This is a genomic window from Amycolatopsis australiensis, from assembly GCF_900119165.1.
In the GTDB taxonomy this organism is placed as follows: domain Bacteria; phylum Actinomycetota; class Actinomycetes; order Mycobacteriales; family Pseudonocardiaceae; genus Amycolatopsis; species Amycolatopsis australiensis.
In genome coordinates, this window is record NZ_FPJG01000006.1 from 5464659 (window position 1) to 5483996 (window position 19338).

At 71.4% G+C, this 19338-nt stretch carries 12 protein-coding genes; 5 read left to right on the forward strand and 7 right to left on the reverse strand.

The features are described from left to right. Positions 1–24: 24 nt before the first annotated feature. From nikE to BT341_RS26975, 4 genes are read right to left on the reverse strand one after another with little or no spacing between them, the layout of a single operon-like run. The gene (nikE, locus tag BT341_RS26960) at positions 25–1677 is read right to left on the reverse strand and encodes a nickel ABC transporter ATP-binding protein NikE (RefSeq protein WP_072478937.1); all 1653 of its coding nucleotides are present in this window, start codon (positions 1675–1677) and stop codon (positions 25–27) included. After that, positions 1674–2579, reverse strand: coding sequence for an ABC transporter permease (locus BT341_RS26965; RefSeq protein ID WP_072478938.1), 906 nt, complete (start codon positions 2577–2579; stop codon positions 1674–1676). The genes nikE and BT341_RS26965 overlap by 4 nt, the downstream gene beginning before the upstream one ends. Further along, positions 2576–3595: an ABC transporter permease gene (locus BT341_RS26970; RefSeq protein ID WP_072478939.1), complete on the reverse strand. Its 1020-nt coding sequence runs from the start codon at positions 3593–3595 to the stop codon at positions 2576–2578. Before BT341_RS26970 ends, BT341_RS26965 begins: the two co-directional genes overlap by 4 nt. Before the next feature lie 2 nt (positions 3596–3597). After that, positions 3598–5430, reverse strand: a complete 1833-nt coding sequence (locus tag BT341_RS26975) for an ABC transporter substrate-binding protein (RefSeq protein ID WP_072478940.1) — start codon at positions 5428–5430, stop codon at positions 3598–3600. Between the two features lie 169 nt (positions 5431–5599). Between BT341_RS26975 and BT341_RS26980 the strand changes: the two genes are divergently transcribed. After that, a complete protein-coding gene (locus BT341_RS26980) occupies positions 5600–6427 on the forward strand; it encodes a M55 family metallopeptidase (RefSeq protein WP_072478941.1) in 828 nt (275 codons plus the stop codon). Continuing rightward, positions 6420–7718, forward strand: a complete 1299-nt coding sequence (locus BT341_RS26985; protein WP_072478942.1) for a M20/M25/M40 family metallo-hydrolase — start codon at positions 6420–6422, stop codon at positions 7716–7718. Before BT341_RS26980 ends, BT341_RS26985 begins: the two co-directional genes overlap by 8 nt. Positions 7719–7726: 8 nt before the next feature. On the opposite strand, the gene BT341_RS26990 is transcribed toward BT341_RS26985, so the two are convergent. Then, positions 7727–7951: a hypothetical protein gene (locus BT341_RS26990; RefSeq protein WP_072478943.1), complete on the reverse strand. Its 225-nt coding sequence runs from the start codon at positions 7949–7951 to the stop codon at positions 7727–7729. A 25-nt stretch (positions 7952–7976) separates the two neighbouring features. Beyond that, positions 7977–8621, reverse strand: a complete 645-nt coding sequence (locus BT341_RS26995) for a class I SAM-dependent methyltransferase (protein WP_072478944.1) — start codon at positions 8619–8621, stop codon at positions 7977–7979. 297 nt (positions 8622–8918) lie between these two features. Here BT341_RS26995 and BT341_RS27000 point away from each other — a divergent pair, with 297 nt between their 5' ends. The 3 genes from BT341_RS27000 to BT341_RS27010 all read left to right on the forward strand — a co-directional run bounded on the left by BT341_RS27000 (position 8919) and on the right by BT341_RS27010 (position 18552). Then, positions 8919–13244: a GH92 family glycosyl hydrolase gene (locus tag BT341_RS27000; protein WP_072478945.1), complete on the forward strand. Its 4326-nt coding sequence runs from the start codon at positions 8919–8921 to the stop codon at positions 13242–13244. Between the two features lie 98 nt (positions 13245–13342). Then, positions 13343–16468, forward strand: a complete 3126-nt coding sequence (locus BT341_RS27005) for a GH92 family glycosyl hydrolase (protein WP_072478946.1) — start codon at positions 13343–13345, stop codon at positions 16466–16468. Then, positions 16465–18552, forward strand: coding sequence for an FUSC family protein (locus BT341_RS27010; protein ID WP_072478947.1), 2088 nt, complete (start codon positions 16465–16467; stop codon positions 18550–18552). Before BT341_RS27005 ends, BT341_RS27010 begins: the two co-directional genes overlap by 4 nt. Positions 18553–18594: 42 nt before the next feature. On the opposite strand, the gene BT341_RS27015 is transcribed toward BT341_RS27010, so the two are convergent. Beyond that, on the reverse strand, positions 18595–19224 hold the full coding sequence (locus BT341_RS27015; protein ID WP_072478948.1) for a DUF4360 domain-containing protein: 630 nt from the start codon (positions 19222–19224) through the stop codon (positions 18595–18597). Between the last annotated feature and the right edge of the window lie 114 nt (positions 19225–19338).

Sequence of the window (19338 nt, forward strand, 5' to 3'; positions counted from 1 at the left end):
CCGCAGTGCCGGTTTTCCGCCGGGTCACGTCCCGACCGCGCGGCGCTGGGCGGTGCCGCCGGGCAGGGCGGCCAGCAGGGACTTCGTGTACTCGTGCTGCGGGTCGAGCAGGACCTGCTCCACGGTCCCGGTTTCGACGAGCTCGCCGCGGTACATCACGGCGACCCGGTCGGCGATGTTCCAGGCCAGCCCGAGGTCGTGGGTGATCACGAGCGCGGCGAGGCCGAGTTCGCGGCGCAGCCGCAGCAGCAGCGCGAGGATCTCGCCGCGCACGGACGCGTCGAGCGAGGCGACCGGTTCGTCGGCCACCACCACCGACGGTTCGAGCGCCAGGGCACCGGCGATGACGACGCGCTGGCGCTGGCCGCCGGAGAGCTGGTGCGGCAGCCGGTCGGCGTATTTCTCCGCCGGCCGCAGCTCCGCGGCTTCCAGGGCGCGGTGGACGACGGCGCGCTCGTCGGTCATGCCGTGGATCCGGGGGCCTTCGGCGACGGCTTCGTACACGGTGTGGGCCGGGTTCAAGGCACTGGTCGGGTCCTGCAGGACGAGCTGGACCTGTCGGCGGTAGGCCTTGAGGCCCGCGCCGCCCGCCGGCACCGGCCGGCCGGCGTAGCGGACCACGCCGGAGTCGGGTTTCTGCAGGCCGAGCAGGGTGCGCGCGAGGGTGGTCTTGCCGGAGCCGGACTGGCCGACCAGCGCGACGATTTCGTCGCGGGCGACGGCGAGGTCGACCCCGGCGACGGCGTCGATGCGCTTGCCGGTGCGGTCGCGGAACGACACGCGCAGGTTCTCCGCGGCCAGCAGCGGCTCTCCGCCGGTGACGCGGTCCGCCGGTTCGGGCGGCAGCGGGGTGGCGGTGGCCGGGGCGAAGCGGGACGCCGGGTCGCCGACGGTCGGGAACGCCGCGGCCAGCGCCCGGGTGTGCTCGTGCCGGGGCGCGGTCATCACTTCGGCGCTGGGGCCTTCTTCGACGATCTGCCCGTCGTACATGACGGCGATGCGTTCGCAGGTGGCGGCGAGCACCGACAGGTCGTGGCTGATCATGATCAGGCCGATGTCCTGCTCGGCGACCAGCCGGGAGAGCAGGGCGAGGACCTGGGCCTGGACGATGACGTCGAGGGCGGTGGTCGGCTCGTCGGCGATGATGAGCCGGGGCGAGCAAGCGAGGGCCATGGCGATCATGACGCGCTGCTTCTGCCCGCCGGACAGCTCGTGGGGGTAGGCGCCGGCGCGGCTCGGCGGCAGGTCGACCTGGGTGAGCAGCTCGGCGACGCGGGCGTCGACCTCGGCGTCGGTCGGGGTCTTCCCGCCGGGCGGGTGCAGCCGGATGGGCTCGGCGATCTGCTCGCCGATCTTGCGGACCGGGTTGAGGGCGTGCATGGCGCCCTGGAAGACGACGGACGCCTCGGCCCAGCGGACCGCGCGCAGCCGTCCCCATTTCATGGCGGTGACGTCTTCGCCGTCGAGGACGATCTCGCCGGTGATCTTCGCGGTGCGCGGCAGCAGCCGCAGCACGCTCATCGCGACGGTGGACTTGCCGGAGCCGGATTCGCCGGCGACGCCGAGGGTGCCGCCGGGGTCGAGGGTGAGGCCGACCCCGCGGACGGCGGGCACTTCCTTCTCGCCCACGGCGTAGGTGACGGTGAGGTCCTTGAGCTGCAGCAGCGGGGTGGTCACTTCTTCAACCTCGGGTTGAGCACGGTCTCCAGTCCCCGGCCGACCAGGGTGAAGCAGAGCACGACGAGCACGATGGCGATGCCCGGCGGGAGCAGGTTCCACCAGGCGCCGCGGGTGACGGCGCCGTTGTTGAGCGCGGTCTCCAGCATCGCGCCCCAGGACACGGCGTTCGGGTCGCCGACGCCGAGGAACGCGAGGGTGGCGTCGGCGATGACGGCGTTGCCGACGACGAGGGTGGTGTTGGCCAGCACGAGCGGCAGCACGCCGGGCAGGACGTGCTTGCCGACCACGTGCAGGTGGCCGCCGCCCAGCGCGCGGGCGCGTTCGATGTAGGGGCGGCTTTCGATGGTCAGCGTCTGGGCGCGGACCAGCCGGGCGGTGCTGGGCCAGGCAGTGAGGCCGATGGCGACGATGACGGTGAAGACGCCGTGCGGCAGCACCGCCGAGAGGGCGATGGCCAGCACCAGCGACGGCAGCACGAGGAAGAAGTCGGTGAACCGCATCAGGATCGTCGAGGTCCAGCCGCCGAAGTGGGCGGCGGTGATCCCGATGAGGGTGCCGATGAGCACCGACAGCACGGTGGCGGAGAACCCGACGAGCAGCGAGATCCGGGCGCCCCACAGCGTCATGAGCAGCACCGAGCGGCCGTCGATGTCGGTGCCGAGCCAGTAGCGGGCGCTAGGGGGGTTGAGGGCGCCGCCGTCGGCCTTGGTGACGTCGAGGCCGGATTCGTCGGACAGCACCGGCAGCAGCAGGGCCATGACGACGGTGACGGCGAGCAGGATCAGCCCGGTGAGCGCGCCTTTCTGGACGGTGAATTCGCGCCAGGTCCGGGCGACGGCCTGGCGGCGGCGGCGCCAGGCGATCGCGCGCGGCGATTCGAGGGTTTCGGTGGTGGTCATGAGGTGCGCACCCTCGGGTCGAGCACGCGGTAGAGCAGTTCCGCGAGCAGGTTCATCAGCACGACGGCGCCGGCGAGGACGACGAAGACGCCTTGCAGGACCGGCAGGTCCGGGCCGTGGAGGGCCTGGTAGGTCAGCTGGCCGAGGCCGGGCCAGCTGAACACGGCCTCGACCGACACCGCGCCGGAGACGACCATGCCGAACTGCATGAACACCAGCGTGGTGGTGGGCAGCAGCGCGTTCGGGACGGCGTGGCGGCGGCGGACGAGGTCGTCGCGCAGGCCCTTGGCGCGGGCGGTGGTGAGGTAGTCGGCGTTCATCTCCCCCAGCAGCGACGAGCGCATGATGAGCATGTACTGGGCGTAGAACACGGCCAGGAGCGTCACGCACGGCAGCACCAGGTGGTGCAGCACGTCGAGGGTCTGGGAGAGGAAGCCCGGCGCGGCGTCCGGGGAGTGCATGCCGCGGCTGGGGAACAGGCCGTTGGTGGCGACCAGCAGGATCAGGCCGAGCCAGAACTGCGGGACCGACCACAGGGTGAGCGCGATCCCGGTCTGGGTGCGGTCGAAGGTGCTGTCGCGGCGCCACGCCGCGCGCGTGCCGAGCCACAGCCCGAGGGCGACGGCGAGCACGGTCGCGCTGCCGACGAGCAGGATGGTCGGCCAGAGCCGTTCGTCGATCATGTCGCCGACCGGGCGGTTTTCCAGGTAGGACGTGCCGAAGTCGCCGTGCAGGAGCTTCCAGACGTAGTCGCCGAACTGCTGCAGCACGGGCTTGTCGACGCCGAGGCGTTCGCGCAGTTCCGCGACCTGCTTCGGGTCGGTGGGCCGCTCGCGGACCATGGTCGCGACCGGGTCGCCGGGCAGCATCCGGAACAGGAAGAAGAACAGCACGATCACCAGCGCGATGCTGACGACGGCTTCGACGAGTTTCTTGAGCACGAACCGGGCGGTGCCGGTCGAGCCGCGGTGCTCGGCGGGATCGACGAGCACCGCGGCTTGTTCGGGGGCGGTCATGCTTACTCTCGGTCCTCCGCCGACTTGCCGCGGCGGCCGAGCATGATGCCGCCGCCGACGAGCACGATCACCACGACGGCGCCGACGACGATCCACACGACGGTGCTGCCGCTGCCGGAGTCCGCGGCGGACTGGCTGCCGGCCGGGGTGGCGCCGTAGACGCCCCAGTAGCCGGACTGCTCGAGGATCGCGCCCTCGGGCTGGGGCTGCTTGGTGAAGCCGGAGAACTTGTCGGAGCGGTAGGCCTCGAGGGAGTTCTGGTAGTCGAGCACGACGTTCACGGCCTGGCTGGCGAGCCGGGCCTGGGCCTGCTTGACGATGCCGGCGCGCTTGGCGTCGTCGGTTTCGGCGAGCTGGGCGGCGCGCAGCCGGTCGTACTCGGGATCGCAGAAGAAGGTGTCGGTGGTGGCGCCCTTGCCCTGGGCGTTCGGCCGGGCCGCGCAGGTGTGCAGCTGCAGCGCGGAGTCCGGGTCCGGGTTGGTGGCGTAGCCGGAGACGGCGAGGTCGTACTTGCCGGCGTTGGTGCGGTCGTTCAGCTCGTCGTCGGAGACCAGCTCCTGCTTGACGGTGATGCCGATGTCCTTGAGCCAGCCGGAAACGTACTGGGCGAGGCGCTGGTCGTAGGGCCGGTTGGCGTGCCCGGTCAGGCGCAGTTCGAGCTTGCCGCCGCCGGGGGCGACGCGGACGCCGTCTGGGCCCTTGGCGTAGCCGGCCTGGTCGAGGGCGGCGTTGGCGGCGGCGATGTCGAACTTGACCTGCTCGTCCGGGGCCGGTTCCCAGTGGTAGGCGTGGTAGATCGGCGGGATGATGCCGGTGCCGATCTGGGCGTGCCCGCCGGTGACGCGGTCGACCACGGTCTGGCGGTCGATGGCCTGCACGATCGCCTTGCGCAGCCGGATGTCCTTGAGCGCGGGGTTGCCGTCGCCGATCGGCTGGTTTTCGCTGTTCTGGACGCCGAAGTTGAGGTTGATCTCGTCGTAGCGGCGGCCGGGGGCGGCGTTGGTGGTGATGCCGGGCTGGTTCTTGAGCGCGTCGAACTGGGTCGGGGTGAGCCGGTTGATGACGTCGACCTCGCCCTGGCGCAGGGCGTTGACGGCGGCTTCGGCGTCCTTGAACACCAGCAGCTGCAGCTCGTCGACCTGCGGGGCGCCGCGCCAGTAGTTCTTGTTGGCCTTGAACTTGACGTACTCGTTCTGCTTGTACTCGGTGAGCTGGTACGGGCCGTCGTCGACGCCGACGACCGAGATGTCGTCGGTCTTGGGGTCGTTGAGGTCCTTGATCGGCGCCCAGACGTGCTCCGGCACGATCGGCACGTCGAGCAGGTTCATGTCCGACTGCACGGTCTTGGTCTTGATGACCAGCGTGGTGTCGTCGGGGGCGGTGACGGTCTCGAAGTTGGTGACGTAGCTGCCGTTGGCGGTGCGGGCGTTTTCGTCGGTGAGCATCCGGTTGAACGTGAACGCGGCGTCCTTGGCGGTGACCGGCTGCCCGTCGCTCCACTTGGCCCCGGAGCGGATCTTGAACGTCCAGGTGAGCTTGTCCGGTGACGGGGTCCACGACTCGGCGAGCGCGGGCGAGGCCTGCGCGGTCTCGGCCGAGGGCACGGTGAGGAACTCGTAGATGAAGCGGCCGACCTGCGTCGACGCGGCGAGCGACGCAGTGAACGGGTTGAGGTGGTCGATGCCGGTGGTCAGCGCGACGCGCAGCACCTTGGCCTGCTGGGCCTGTGCGGGCGCGGCGAGCGGGATCGCCGCCAGCGTCGCGGCCGCGAGGGCCGCGCCGGCGCGGGCGATGCGCCCGGTTCTGCGTGGAAAGTGCACCAAAAACCACCCCATCGTTCTCGCTGTGAGCCTCCCCAAGGACGAGAAGTAACCACATACCGGGACAACCGCGCAATATGTTGGCGCCTCGGCAGGTGTCCGATCGTTATCGATCGCTTCCGGTGACGGTGGGTGACGAGCGGTGCGTGCCCGGGGCCCGGGCGGTCTGGTTAGAGTGCCGGGCATGCGCATCATGGTCTCGGCGGACATGGAGGGCGCCACCGGCGTCACCTGGACCGACGACGTCGTGCCCGGTTCGCCGCAGTGGGACCGCTTCCGGCGGCTGTTCACCGGCGACGTCAACGCGGTGCTGGCCGGGCTGTTCGCGGCCGGGGCGAGCGATGTCCTGGTCAACGAAGCGCATTCGTCGCAGCGGAACCTGCTGCTGGAGGACCTCGACCCGCGGGCGCGGATGCTGACCGGGCGGCACAAGCCGCTGTCGATGATGCAGGGCATCGACTCCGGTGTGGACGGTGTGGTGTTCCTCGGCTACCACGCCGGTGCCGGGTTCGACGGGGTGCTGTCGCACACGTACCTGGAGAACCAGATCACCGGCGTGTGGCTGGACGACGTGCCGGCGAGCGAGGGCCGGCTGAACGCGGCGGTGGCCGCGGAGTACGGCGTCCCCGTCCTGCTGGTTTCGGGTGACGACGAAACGTGTGAAGACGCCCGTGACTACGCTCCGGAGGCGGAGCTGGTCCAGGTGAAGGAGTGCGTGAGCCGGTACGCGGCGATCTGCCTGCCGCCGGCGCGCACGGCGGAGCTGCTGACCGGCGCGGCGGCCGACGCCATGGCACTGGCCGGCCGGGAGGAGCGGCGCGTGCGGGCGCACCGGATCGAGGTGGAGTTCGACGCGAGCCACCTGGCGCAGGCCGCGGCGGTGGTCCCGACGGTGGAGCAGATCGGGACGCGCCGGGTCGGGTTCGACGCGGTGAACATGACCGAGGCGATGAAGGCGTTCAAGGTCGTCACGGCGATCGCGGCGGGGGCGGTGCAGGGCATCTATGGCTGACGTCGTCGAGCTGTGCGCGGACCTGATCCGGTTCGACACGACCAACCGCGGCGGCAACGACGCCCGCCCCGAGCGCCCGGCAGCCGAGTACGTGGCCGCGTTCCTCGACGGCCTCGGCATCCCCTCCCGGATCCTGGAAGCCGCGCCGGGGCGGGCCAGCGTCGTCGCCCGCGTGCCGGGAACGGACCCGTCGCTGCCGGCGCTGCTGGTGCAGGGCCATCTCGACGTCGTCCCGGCGGACGCGGCGGACTGGTCGGTGCCGCCGTTCTCCGGCGAGGTCCGCGACGGGTACCTGTGGGGCCGCGGCGCGACCGACATGAAGGACTTCGTGGCGATGGTGCTCGCGGCGCTGGCCGGCGGGGTGCGGCCCCGGCGGGAACTGGTGCTGGCGTTCGTCGCCGACGAGGAGGACCGCGGCGAGTGGGGCGCGCACTGGCTGGTCGCCCGGCACCCGGAGCTGTTCGAGGGGTGTGTGGCGGCGATCAGCGAGTCGGGCGGCTACACCTATCACGTGCCGGCGGCCGACGGGCGTGACGTGCACCTTTACCCGGTGGGGACGGCCGAGCGCGGGACGGCGCACCTGCGGCTGACCGCGCGGGGCCGGGCCGGGCACGGGTCGCGGCCGAACGAGGAGAACGCGGTCACGCGGCTGGTGGGTGCGCTGCACCGGATCGCCGCGCACCGCTGGCCGGTGTCGCTGACCCCGGCCGTGCGGGCGTTCCTCGAGCGGACCGGCGACGCGCTCGGCGTGCCGGTCGACCTGTCCTCTTCGGACGGTGTGGACGCGGCGGTGGCGGCGCTGGGCCCGGCGGGTTCGCTGGTGGTGCCGACGGTCCGCAACAGCACGACCCCGACGATGCTGGACGCGGGCTACAAGGTGAACGTGATCCCGTCGACGGCTTCGGCGCAGGTCGACGTGCGGGTGCTGCCGGGGACCGAGGAAGAGCTGTTCGCGGCTGTGGACGAGCTGCTCGGCGACGGCGTGACGCGGGAGTTCGTGGCGCACCAGCCGCCGGTGCAGGCGCCGGTGGACTCGCCGTGGTTCTCGGCGATGGCCGCGGCCTTGCGGGCGGAAGATCCCGAGGCGGTCGTGGTGCCGTACTGCCTGGGAGGCGGGACGGACGCGAAGGCGTTCGCGCAGCTCGGCATCGACAACTACGGGTTCGCGCCGCTGTGGCTGCCGAAAGGCTTCCCGTACCGGGCGATGGCGCACGGCGTGGACGAGCGGGTGCCGGTGGAAGGCCTGCACTTCGGCACGCGCGTGCTGTCACGGTTCCTGGAGAGCTGCTGAGCCGGTCCTCAGCGCACCGGCGGGTCGGGCAGTTCCGCCTCGATGTCCGGTTCCGGCAGCGGCCGCGCGCCCGCGCCGCCGACCGGGGACGGCGGGAGCGGGCGGCGCGGCTCGCGCACCCCTGCCCCACCGTCGTCGTCCCCCGTGTCCTCCGGGTTGCCCGGGGCCGGCGGCGGTGCCGGGGATCGGTACTTGAGCTGCCGCGCGACTTTGCGGCGTTTCGCAGCGGCCATGGCGGTCCTTTCGCCGAGGTGTCCGTTACCGCGTGAAGGTGGCCCAGTAGCGCAGGCCGTCGCGGACCGTCTCCAGGCTCACCAGGCGGACGCCGTCCTGGGCGACGGACTCGACTTCCGCGCGGCTGAACGGCCACGGCGGGCTCTGCCACGCCGCCATGTCCTGCTTCTCCTCCGCCACTTCGGAGACGATCGCGGTGCCGCCGGGGGCGAGGAACCCGGCCAGCGACCGCAGCGCCGCGGGCCGGTAGTCCCGGGGCATCGCCTGGATGTTGATGATCTCCACGACCAGGTCGAACGCGTGGCGCCACTGCGCGGGCGGGTGCAGCAGGTCCGCGACCACGTAGTCCACAGTGGACTGCGGGAAGCGGGCGCGGGCCGCCTCGACCGCGGCCGGGGCCACGTCGAAGCCCGTGACCCGCCAGCCCGCCGAGGCCAGCAGCTCGGGGTCGTCGCCCAGTGCGCTGCCGACCACCAGGGCCCGCCGGCCCGCGCCGGGGTGGTCGGCGGCCCAGGCGACCAGCTCCGCGGTGGGCGCGCCGCGGGTCCACGGCACGTCGGCTTCGCCGCGGGCGGCGGCGGTGTAGAGCCGGTCGAACCACCCGGTGGGGTCGCCTTGGGCGAGGGAGGCGCGGGCGAGTACGCGGTCGGCGGGGTCCGGCGTCGTCATCGTCGTGACTCTAGCGGCGGCGCCGGGCTCTCGAGACGGGTTCGGGCGGTCAGCCGGCGGCTCGCTCGCCGGAGGGCGGGTGTACGGGAGCGGGCGCATGGTCGCGCTGCTCGTCGGCGGACTGGGCCACGGCGCCGGCGACCCGTAGCGGCTGGTCGCGTTCCCCTCGGTTGTCCAGTTCTGGCCAGGTTTGCCGAGCGGTCTTGACATCGATGTCACCCGCGCGTTTCGCTCTCTGGGCACCGCCGGTCCCCCGTCCGTCGGTCCCCCGTTCACCCTCCAGAGCTTGGAGCAACGATGCCCCGAAGCGCCAGACCGCCGGTCGCGTTCCTGGTGACCGCCGCCGTGGTCGCCGCCGGCCTGGTCGCCATCCCGGCGGCGGCGTCCGCCGCCGATGAAGCCCTGCCCGCCGATTTCTCCTCGTCCTTCGAGCCCGGCGACGTCCAGCCGGCGTGGACCGACACCGTCGACACCGACGCGGCCGGCAAGCCGCGCGCGTACGGCGTCAACGGCGCGAACGGCACCACGATCCCCGGCGACATCCGCGGCAAGGTCACCGAGACCAGCGCCAGCAGCGAGAACACCTCCGGCGGCGAGGTCGTGTCGAACCTGGTCGACGGCACCACGGACACGAAGTGGCTGTCGTGGGACCCGACGGCGTGGGCGCAGATCACGCTGTCGGAGCCGACCGCGATCACGCACTACGCGATCTCCTCGGCCAACGACTTCGCCGAGCGCGACCCCAAGGACTGGACGCTGCAGGGCTCGAACGACGCCAGCGCGTGGACCGACCTGGACACGCAGACCGGCCAGACGTTCGCCGAGCGGTTCCAGACGAACAACTACAAGCTGGCCGCGCCGACGGCGCCGTACAAGTACTTCCGGCTGAACGTCACGCGCAACAACGGCGGCCCGATCCTGCAGATGTCGGAGCTGCTGCTGGCCAACGACGACCCGGCACCGCCGCCGCTGCCGAACATGCGCAGCTTCGTCGACTCCGGCCCGACCACCGGCTACACGAACAAGAACCGGGTCGGCTTCACCGGGCTCAAGGCGTTCCGCTACTCCGGCAGCCAGACCGCGACCGGGCACGGCTGGTCGTACAACAAGATCTTCGACGTCGACATCCCGGTCGTGGCCTCGACCGAGCTGTCGTACAAGGTGCAGCCGCAGTTCATCACCGGCGACCTGAAGTACCCGAGCACGAACGTCGCGATCGACCTGGCCTTCACCGACGGCACCTACCTGCGCAACCTCGGCGCGACCGACCAGTACGGCTTCCCGCTGACCCCGGAGGGCCAGGGCGCTTCGAAGGTGCTCTACGCCAACCAGTGGAACCTGGTGCGCTCGGCGATCGGGCAGGTCGCGAAGGGCAAGACGATCGACCGGATCCTGGTCGGCTACGACAACCCGGACGGCCCCGGCACGTTCCAGGGCTGGCTCGACGACGTCAAGGTCTCGGCCACGCCGACGCCGCCGGCGAGCCTCCGCCCGAGCGACAACGTGATCACCACGCGCGGCACGATGGCCAACGGCACGTTCTCCCGGGGCAACAACTTCCCGGCCACGGCGGTGCCGCACGGGTTCAACTTCTGGACCCCGGTCACCGACGCGGGCGCCGACAACGGCGGCTCGCCGCGCTGGCTGTACAACTACAGCACCCAGAACAACGCGCAGAACCTGCCCGCGCTGCAGGCATTCAGCGTCAGCCACGAGCCCAGCCCGTGGATGGGCGACCGGCAGGTCTTCCAGGTGATGCCGTCCGCGGCCGCCGGCGTCCCGGACGCCAACCGCGACGCGCGGGCCCTGCCGTTCAAGCACAGTGACGAGGTCGCGCGGGCGCACTACTACGGTGTGCAGTTCCAGAACGGGATCAAGACCGAGATCGCGCCGACCGACCACGCGGCGATGTTCCGGTTCTCCTTCCCGGGCAGCGACTCGAGCCTGATCTTCGACAACGCCACCAACGCGGGCGGGCTGACGCTCGACACCGCGACCGGCACGCTGTCCGGCTACACCGACACCGGCAACTACGCCGGCGCGGGCCGGATGTTCGTCTACGCGACGTTCGACAAGCCGGTCACCGCCGGTGGCAAGCTCACCGGGCAAGGCCGCGACAACGTCACCGGCTACCTGCGGTTCGACGCCGGCGCGGACAAGACCGTGCAGATGCGGATCGCGACGTCGCTGATCAGCGTCGAGCAGGCGAAGAAGAACCTCGCGCAGGAGATCGCCCCGGCCGCGACGTTCGACTCGGTGCGTGACGCGGCGCAGAAGGCGTGGGACGACCAGCTGAAGGTGATCGAGGTCGAGGGCGCGTCGAAGGACCAGCTCACGACGCTCTACTCGAACCTCTACCGGCTGTTCCTGTACCCGAACTCGCAGTTCGAGAACACCGGCACCGCCGACAAGCCCGCGTACCAGTACGCGAGCCCCGTCTCGCCGAAGACCGGCGCGGACACCGCGACCCGGACGGGGTCGAAGATCGTCGACGGCCAGCTGTACGTCAACAACGGCTTCTGGGACACCTACCGCACGACCTGGCCGGCGTACTCGCTGCTCACGCCGGACATGGCCGGGAAGATGGTCGACGGGTTCGTGCAGCAGTACCGTGACGGCGGCTGGATCGCGCGCTGGTCCTCACCCGGCTACGCGGACCTGATGACCGGCACCAGCTCGGACGTCGCGTTCGCCGACGCCTACCTCAAGGGCGTGAAGAACTTCGACGTGAAGTCGGCTTACGACGCGGCGCTCAAGAACGCCACGGTGACGCCGCCGAACTCGGCGGTCGGCCGCAAGGGCCTGGACCAGGGCATCTTCCTCGGCTACACACCCAACACGGCCAGCGAGGGCTTCTCGTGGGCGATCGAGGGCTACGTCAACGACTTCGGCATCGCGAACCTGTCGAAGAAGCTGGCCGACGAAGCCGCGCCGAACGACCCGCGCAAGGCGGAGTACCAGGAGAACTACGAGTACTTCACCAGCCGCGCCCAGCAGTACGTGAACCTGTTCGACCCGAGTGTCGGGTTCTTCCAGGGCAAGGACGCCAACGGGAAGTTCACCAAGACCAAGGACCAGTACGACCCGCGCTCGTGGGGCGGGGACTACACCGAGACCGACGGCTGGGGCATGGCCTTCACCGTGCCGCAGGACGGTCAGGGCCTGGCGAACCTCTACGGCGGCAAGGCCGGCCTGGCGAACAAGCTGGACCAGTTCTTCGCCACCCCGGAGACCGCCACCTTCCCCGGGTCCTACGGCGGGGTGATCCACGAGATGCGGGAGGCCCGCGACGTGCGGATGGGCCAGTACGGCCACTCCAACCAGCCGGCCCACCACATCCTCTACATGTACGACTACGCCGGTCAGCCTTCGAAGACACAGGCGAAGGTCCGTGAGGCGCTGTCGCGGCTGTACAACGGCAGCGAGATCGGCCAGGGCTACCCGGGTGACGAGGACAACGGCGAGATGTCCGCGTGGTACATCTTCAGCGCGCTGGGCTTCTACCCGCTGCAGATGGGCAGCCCGGACTACGCGATCGGGTCGCCACTGTTCAAGAAGGCCACGATCCACCTGGCCGGCGGCAAGGACCTCGTGATCAACGCGCCGAAGAACAGCGCGAAGAACGTCTACGTCCAGGGCGTGAAGGTCAACGGCAAGGCGTACTCCTCGACGTCGCTGCCGCAGGACCTGATCGCGAAGGGCGGCGTCATCGACTTCGACATGGGCCCGAACCCCTCGACCTGGGGCACCGGCCCGGACGACGCGCCGAAGTCGATCACCACGGGTGACGCGGTCCCGACGCCGCTGCACGACGAGACCGGCCCCGGCCGGGGCACGCTGTCCACTTCGGACGGCTCCAACGCCGCCGCGCTGATCGACAACACCTCGCGCACCCAGGCCGCCGTCACCGGCGCCCTGCAGTACCAGCTCAACAACACCGACGAGGCCGTCACGCACTACACGCTGACGTCCCAGACCGGTGCGGGCGACCCGAAGAGCTGGACGCTGAAGGGCTCCTACGACGGCAAGACCTGGGCCGTGGCCGACCAGCAGACGAACCAGGCGTTCACCTGGCGGCAGCAGACCCGCGCGTTCAAGGTGGCCAACCCGGCGCACTACGCCTACTACAAGCTCGAAGTCACCGCGACCAGCACCGGCGCCCCGGCGCAGCTGGCCGAGTTCGAGCTGCTGGGCAAGCCGGACGCCGCCTGCACCCGCACGATCACGGGTGCGTCGAACGGGCCGCTGCCGGTGACGTCCGGCACGGTGTGCCTGCAGGACGCGACAGTGTCGGGCCCGGTGACCGTGTCCGGCGGCGCGTCGCTGGTGGTGCGCGGCGGGACGATCACCGGCCCGCTCTCGGCCACCGGCGCCGGGCAGGTCGTGCTCAACCGCACCAAGGTGGGCGGACCGGTGGCGATCACCGGGACGACCGGCACGGTGTCGATCGAGCTGACCGACGTCGGCGGCCCGGTCGCGCTGACCGGCAACCACGGCCCGGTGCTGACGTCGAGCACCGTGGGCGGCCCGCTGGCCTGCGCGGCCAACTCGCCGGCCCCGACGGACTACGACCTGCCCAACACCGTCCGCGGCCCCGCCGCCGGGCAGTGCGCGGCGATCTAGTCCACCCGATCGACCGGGAAGGCCTCCTCACCCCGGTGAGGGGGCCTTCCCGGCGTTCCGGGCCGCGGGCTGGGCCGTTCGGCGGATACGGTGGGCGCATGCCCGACGCCGTGTTCTTCTCCTCCTTCGAAACCGGTGACCCGCAGCCGGTGGACCCGGCCTTGCGGGTCGGCAGCGGCCCCGACCGCTCCCCCACGGCCAAGACCGGCGTCGGCTTCACCGGCCTCAAGGCCCTGCGCTACGACGCCCGCCCCGAGGCCGTCCTGTTCGAGCTGGACGTCCCGGTGACCGCGCGCACCGAGCTGTCCTATGCGGTCTTCCCCGTCGCCGACGGTGAGATCCCCGCCTACCACGCCACCCGGGTCGCCCTCGACGTCGAGTTCGCCGACGGCACCTCGGCCGGCTTCGCCCCGGTGGACGACAAGACCCGCTACGTCGACCAGTGGAACCTCGTCCGGCGCCCGCTGGGGGCGTTCGCGGGCCGCCGCATCAGCCGGATCGTGCTGCGCACCGCGTCCCCCGCGGGCGAGATCACCGGCTGGCTCGACGACGTCCGGATCGCCGAACGCCCCGAGCCGCCGCGCGAGCCCGCCGACTTCGTCCGCACCACCCGCGGCACGCACTCCAGCGGCGAATTCTCCCGCGGCAACACCTTCCCGGCCACCGCCGTGCCGCACGGGTTCAACTTCTGGACCCCGGTCACCGACGCCGGCGTCACCAACTGGATCTACTCCTACCACCGCCACAACGACGACCGGAACCGCCCGGCGCTGCAGGCCTTCGCGCTGAGCCACCAGCCGAGCCCGTGGATGGGCGACCGCCACACCTTCCACGTCATGCCCGGCACCGGCCCGGCCGAACCCGACCGCCGCCGGCGTGCCCTGGCCTTCACCCACGACGACGAGACCGACTCGCCGCACCACTACGGCGTCCGGTTCGCCAACGGCATCACCGCCGACCTCGCGCCGACGTCCCACGCGGCGATCCTGCGGTGCACCTTCCCCGGCGGCCGCGGCTGGCTGCTGTTCGACAACACCGCCAACCGCGGCGGCCTGCGCCTGCACCCGGAACGGGGTGTCGTCACCGGCCACACCTGGATCCGCAGCCGCCTCTCGGCCGGCGCGCGCCGGATGTTCGTCTACGCCGAAACCGACGTCCCGGCCCGGCGCGGCGGCAAGATCCACCGCCCGTTCTGGCGCACCGTGACCGGCGCCCTCGAGTTCGACGCGCCGGCGGTGACGCTGCGGATCGCGACGTCGCTGATCAGCCTCGCCCAGGCCAAGCGCAACCTCGAACTGGAGATCCCGGCCGGGACGCCGTTCGAACACGTCCGCGACCAGGCCCGGCAGCTGTGGCAGGACGTGCTCGGCCGCGTCGAGGTCGAAGGCGCCACCGAAGACCAGCGGACCACCCTGTACTCGAACCTCTACCGGCTGTTCCTCTACCCGAACATCGCGCACGAGAACACACCGAAAGGCATCCGGCACGCGAGCCCGGTCGTGCGCCGGTGGTGGCCGAGCACCCGCACCCGCACCGGCGCGAAAGTCGTCGACGGCGAGCTGTACGTCAACAACGGCTTCTGGGACACCTACCGCACCACCTGGCCCGCGTATGCGCTGCTCACCCCCGAGCACTGCGGCCGGATGGCCGACGGGTTCGTCCAGCAGTACCGCGAAGGCGGGTGGATCGCCCGCTGGTCCTCCCCCGGCTACGCCGACCTGATGACCGGCACCAGCTCGGACGTCGCGTTCGCCGACGCCTACCTCAAGGGCGTCAAGAACTTCGACGTCGAGGCCGCCTTCGACGCCGCCGTCAAGAACGCCACCGTCACCCCGCCGCACCGCGCGGTCGGCCGCAAGGGCCTCGACGAGTCGATCTTCCTCGGCTGGACCCCCTTCTCCGTCCCCGGCGGGCTCTCCTGGGCACTGGAAGGCTGCATCAACGACTTCGGCCTGGCCAACCTCGCCGACGCGCTGTCCCGGGAAAGCGATGGGCCACGCGCCCGGACGTTCGCCGACTACGCCGCCTACTTCCGCGAGCGGGCCAAGAACTACGTCCACCACTTCGACCCCGCGATCGGCTTCTTCCAGGGCCGCCACCGCGACGGCCGCCGCAGGTTCGCCCCCGAAGGCTACGACCCGGCCGCCTGGGGCGGCGACTTCGTCGAAACCAACGCCTGGAACACCGCCTTCACCGTTCCCCACGACGGCCCCGGCCTCGCCGCGCTGCACGGCGGACACGCCGGCCTTGAAGCCAAGCTCGACACCTTCTTCGCCACCCCGGAGACCGGCCGCCGGCCCGGCGCGTACGGCGGGCTGATCCACGAGATGACCGAAGCCCGCGACGTCCGCATGGGCCAGTACGGCCACTCCAACCAGCCGTCCCACCACATCCCGTACGTCTACAACCTCGCCGGCGCGCCCGCCAAGACCCAGCGCGTCGTGCGGGAAGTCCTCCAGCGGCTCTACACCGGCAGCGACATCGGGCAGGGCTACCCCGGCGACGAGGACAACGGCGAAATGTCGGCGTGGTGGGTGTTCGGCGCACTGGGTTTCTACCCGCTGGCCACCGGCAGCCCGCGCTACGCGATCGGCTCGCCCCTGTTCGAAAAGGCCACCGTGCACCTCGGCGGCGGCAAGCGGCTCGTCGTCCACGCCCCCGGCAACACCGCCGAGACCGTCTACGTCCGCGGGCTCACCGTCGACGGCCGGCCCCACGACGCGACCACCATCTCCCACGCCACCCTCGCCGGCGGCGCCGAGCTGGTCTTCGACCTCGCGACCGAGCCCACCGGCTGGGGCGCCCCGCCACCACCGGCCGCCCACCCGGACCCGGTCACCGACCTCACCGGCACCGCGACCGCCTCCGACGGCACGAACGCCGGCGCGCTGTTCGACGACACCACCCGCACCCAGGTCACCTTCCGCACCACCACCCCGGCGATCGAGTTCACCGTCACCGGCCCGCCCCGCCCGGTCGTGCTCTACACGCTCACCTCCGGCACCCGCCGCGGCGACCCCAGCGCGTGGGTCCTCGAAGGCTCCGACGACGGCACCCGCTGGACCACCCTCGACGAACGCCACGGCGAGCTGTTCCGCTGGCGCCGCCAGACCCGTCCCTTCGCGCTCGCCCACCCGGCCGCGCACCCGCACTACCGGCTGCGGATCACCGCCACCCGCGGCGGCCGCGCCACCGTCGCCCAGTGGGAGCTGCTCGCCCGATGAACCACCTCCGCTCCGCCGCGCTCGACCGGCTGGCGGCGGCCGACCCCGGGCTGGTCCGGCTGCGCCTGGCCGGCTCCGCCGTCCTCGGCATCGTCCTCGCCGTCGCCGCCCTGCTGCCCACCCACGTGCCGCTGACCGTCATGCTCGTCGGCGCCGTCGCCGCGATGATGTCGGCCTTCACCGTCAACGACGCCACCCCCGGCGGCCAGGCCGTCACACTCGCGCTGGCGTTCCTCACCGGCGCCGCCTCGATCACCGTCGCCAGCCTCGGCTCGGCTCTGCCGCCGCTCGACAGCGTCGTGTTCGTCCTGCTGATCTTCGTCGCCGTCTACGCCCAGCGCTTCGGGCCCCGCGGCACCGCGCTCGGCTCGATCGGCTTCTTCCTGTTCTTCTTCCCGATGTTCCTACAGGCCCACCTCAAGCAGGTCCCGCAGCTGCTGATGGCACTGGCCGTCGGCGTCCTCGCCAACGCCGTGGTCCGCTTCGTCCTGTTGCGCCACCACCCCGAAGCCGAGTTCCTCCGCGTCCGCCGCGCCTTCCGCGCCCGCCTCGGCGCGGCCGTCCGCGCCACCGAGGCCTACCTGGCCGTCAACGGCTCCGAACGCACCCGCAAGCAGCTGCGCAGCGCACTGGCCCGGCTCCACGAATGCGTGCTGCTCATCGAAGACGCCGCCCCCGACGTCGTCGACGCCCGCGCCGCCGACCGCCTCCGCCGCCGCGCCATCGAAGTCGAGCTGGCCGTCGAATGGCTGGCCATCACCGTCCAGCGGACCTGCTCCGACGAGCTCGGCACCGACGTCCGCGACGACCTCATCGCCCGGCTCGCCCGCTTCCGCGCCCTGATGGAACGCGACCCGCGCGAGCTGCCGCTGATCAGCCAGACCGGCGAGTTCAGCCGCATGCTCGTCGAAGGCAGCCGCATCGACTCCCACGCCGCCCCGGGCGACGGCGTCCGCAAGGCACTGGCCGAGCTCGCCCTGGCCGACGACCGCGCCCAGCGCGCCGCCGCCCCGGAAGCCACCCTCGACCCGCTCGACGAGGACGACGACGAGGAACCGACACCCGCGTTCGCCTACGACAACCGCACCCGCAGCGCCATCCAGGCCGTCGTCGGCGGCGGGCTCGCCGTTCTCGGCGGCGAACTCGTCTCCCACCAGCGCTGGTACTGGGCCGTGCTCACCGTGTTCGTGGTGTTCATCGGCGCCTCCAGCGCCGGCGCCACCTTCGTCAAAGGCGTCCGCCGCCTCGGCGGCACCCTGATCGGCATCGTCGGCGGCGTCCTGCTCGCCCTGCTCGTCGGCGGCAACACCACGGCCACGCTCGCCCTCATCCTGGTGTGCGTCTTCGGCATGGTCTACACCGCCCGCGTCTCCCAGGTCGTGATGGCCTTCTTCATCACCAGCATGCTCGGCCTGCTCTACAGCCTGCTCGGCACGTTCAGCCTCCAGGTGCTCTGGATCCGCGTCGCCGAGACCGCCGTCGGCGCCGCCGCGGGCATCCTCGCCGCCGTCGTGATCGTCCCGGTCCGCACCCGCTCGGTCATGCTCGACGACATCACCGGCGTGCTCGACGAGCTCGAGGAGTTCCTGGAACACGCCTGCGGCCTGCTCACCGGCGAGGAGAACGTCAACATCATCGAACTCTCCCGCGACCTCGACCGCGCCGTCGAACAGGTCCGCACCACCATCGAGCCGCTGACCCACCCGGTCAACCTGCGCAGCGCCCGCCGCGACTACGGCTGGCACGTGCTGACCACGCTCGAAACCATCGCCTTCCGCGCCCGCCACGTCGCCGCCCGCGCCCAGCCCGGCCAGCTCGCCGGCCCCACCGCCGACCGCCTGCGCCAGTTCACCGGACGGCTCCTGAGCAACATCGACGTCGTCCGCAAGGCACTGGAGTCGCCGGGTGGCCCCACACCCGGCACGCTCGTGCGCGACGACGGCACCCCGGTCTCCGACCGCGTCGAGCAGGCCGAGACCCGCGCCGTCCTGTCCAGCCTCAGCCACCTCGACGAAGCCCTCGTCTCCCTCGGCCGCGTCTTCGACATCCAGGCCACCGACCCCCGGACCCCGGCCAAGAAGTGAGAGCCGGGACGGCCCGCCGCCCCGGCTCTCACCGCGCTCCGCTCACGGACAGGTCAACCACGCGAAGTGGTAGGTGGTGGTGATGCTGCCGTCGGTCGAATCCATCGTCACGTAGCTGGTCGTCTTCTTCGGATCCGACGTCCCCGCCGCGGCCCGCAATTCCGTGTTGATGTTCAGATTGCGTTCCTCGCCGCACGGCTTGAACGCGATCGCGCCCACCTCGGTCGAATCGGTGAAATGCCAGTCGTCCTCGAACGGCCCGGCCAGCGGATGCTGCACGTACGCCGTCGGAGAATTACCCTGGAAATAGTAGTTCGCTCTTTCCAGCCCGGTCGCACCGCGTTCCAGGTGCGCGAATCCACGGTAGTCGGCCTGCGCGATTCCGTAGGTGAAGCCCTGCGGCACGTGCACCCGCAACCCGATCTGGCAGTTCTTCCGCGCGTCCAGCGGCCCCGCCCCGACGCCCACCAGTGCCGTGTAGGTGCTGTAGGTCACCGTGAACGCCGTGTTGTCCTGCGAGACCGCCACCGCGGCCGTGTTCGGCGGACACCCGGTGCCGTTGGCGTTGACGACGTCGATGACGATTTTGTCGGGCGGCGGCGGAGTGTTCCACGAATGCGGGACGACCACGGAGGACAGCGCCACAACGGCGGCAGCGACCGCAGAAAGCATCGGAATCCTTCCCAATACATTCGAATTGGGTACGGGGGCGCCGACCATGGTAGCGAAAGGATCACGGAAGCAAACCCCGCTGAACGGAGCAACGCCGCGCAGTCGTCCCACCAC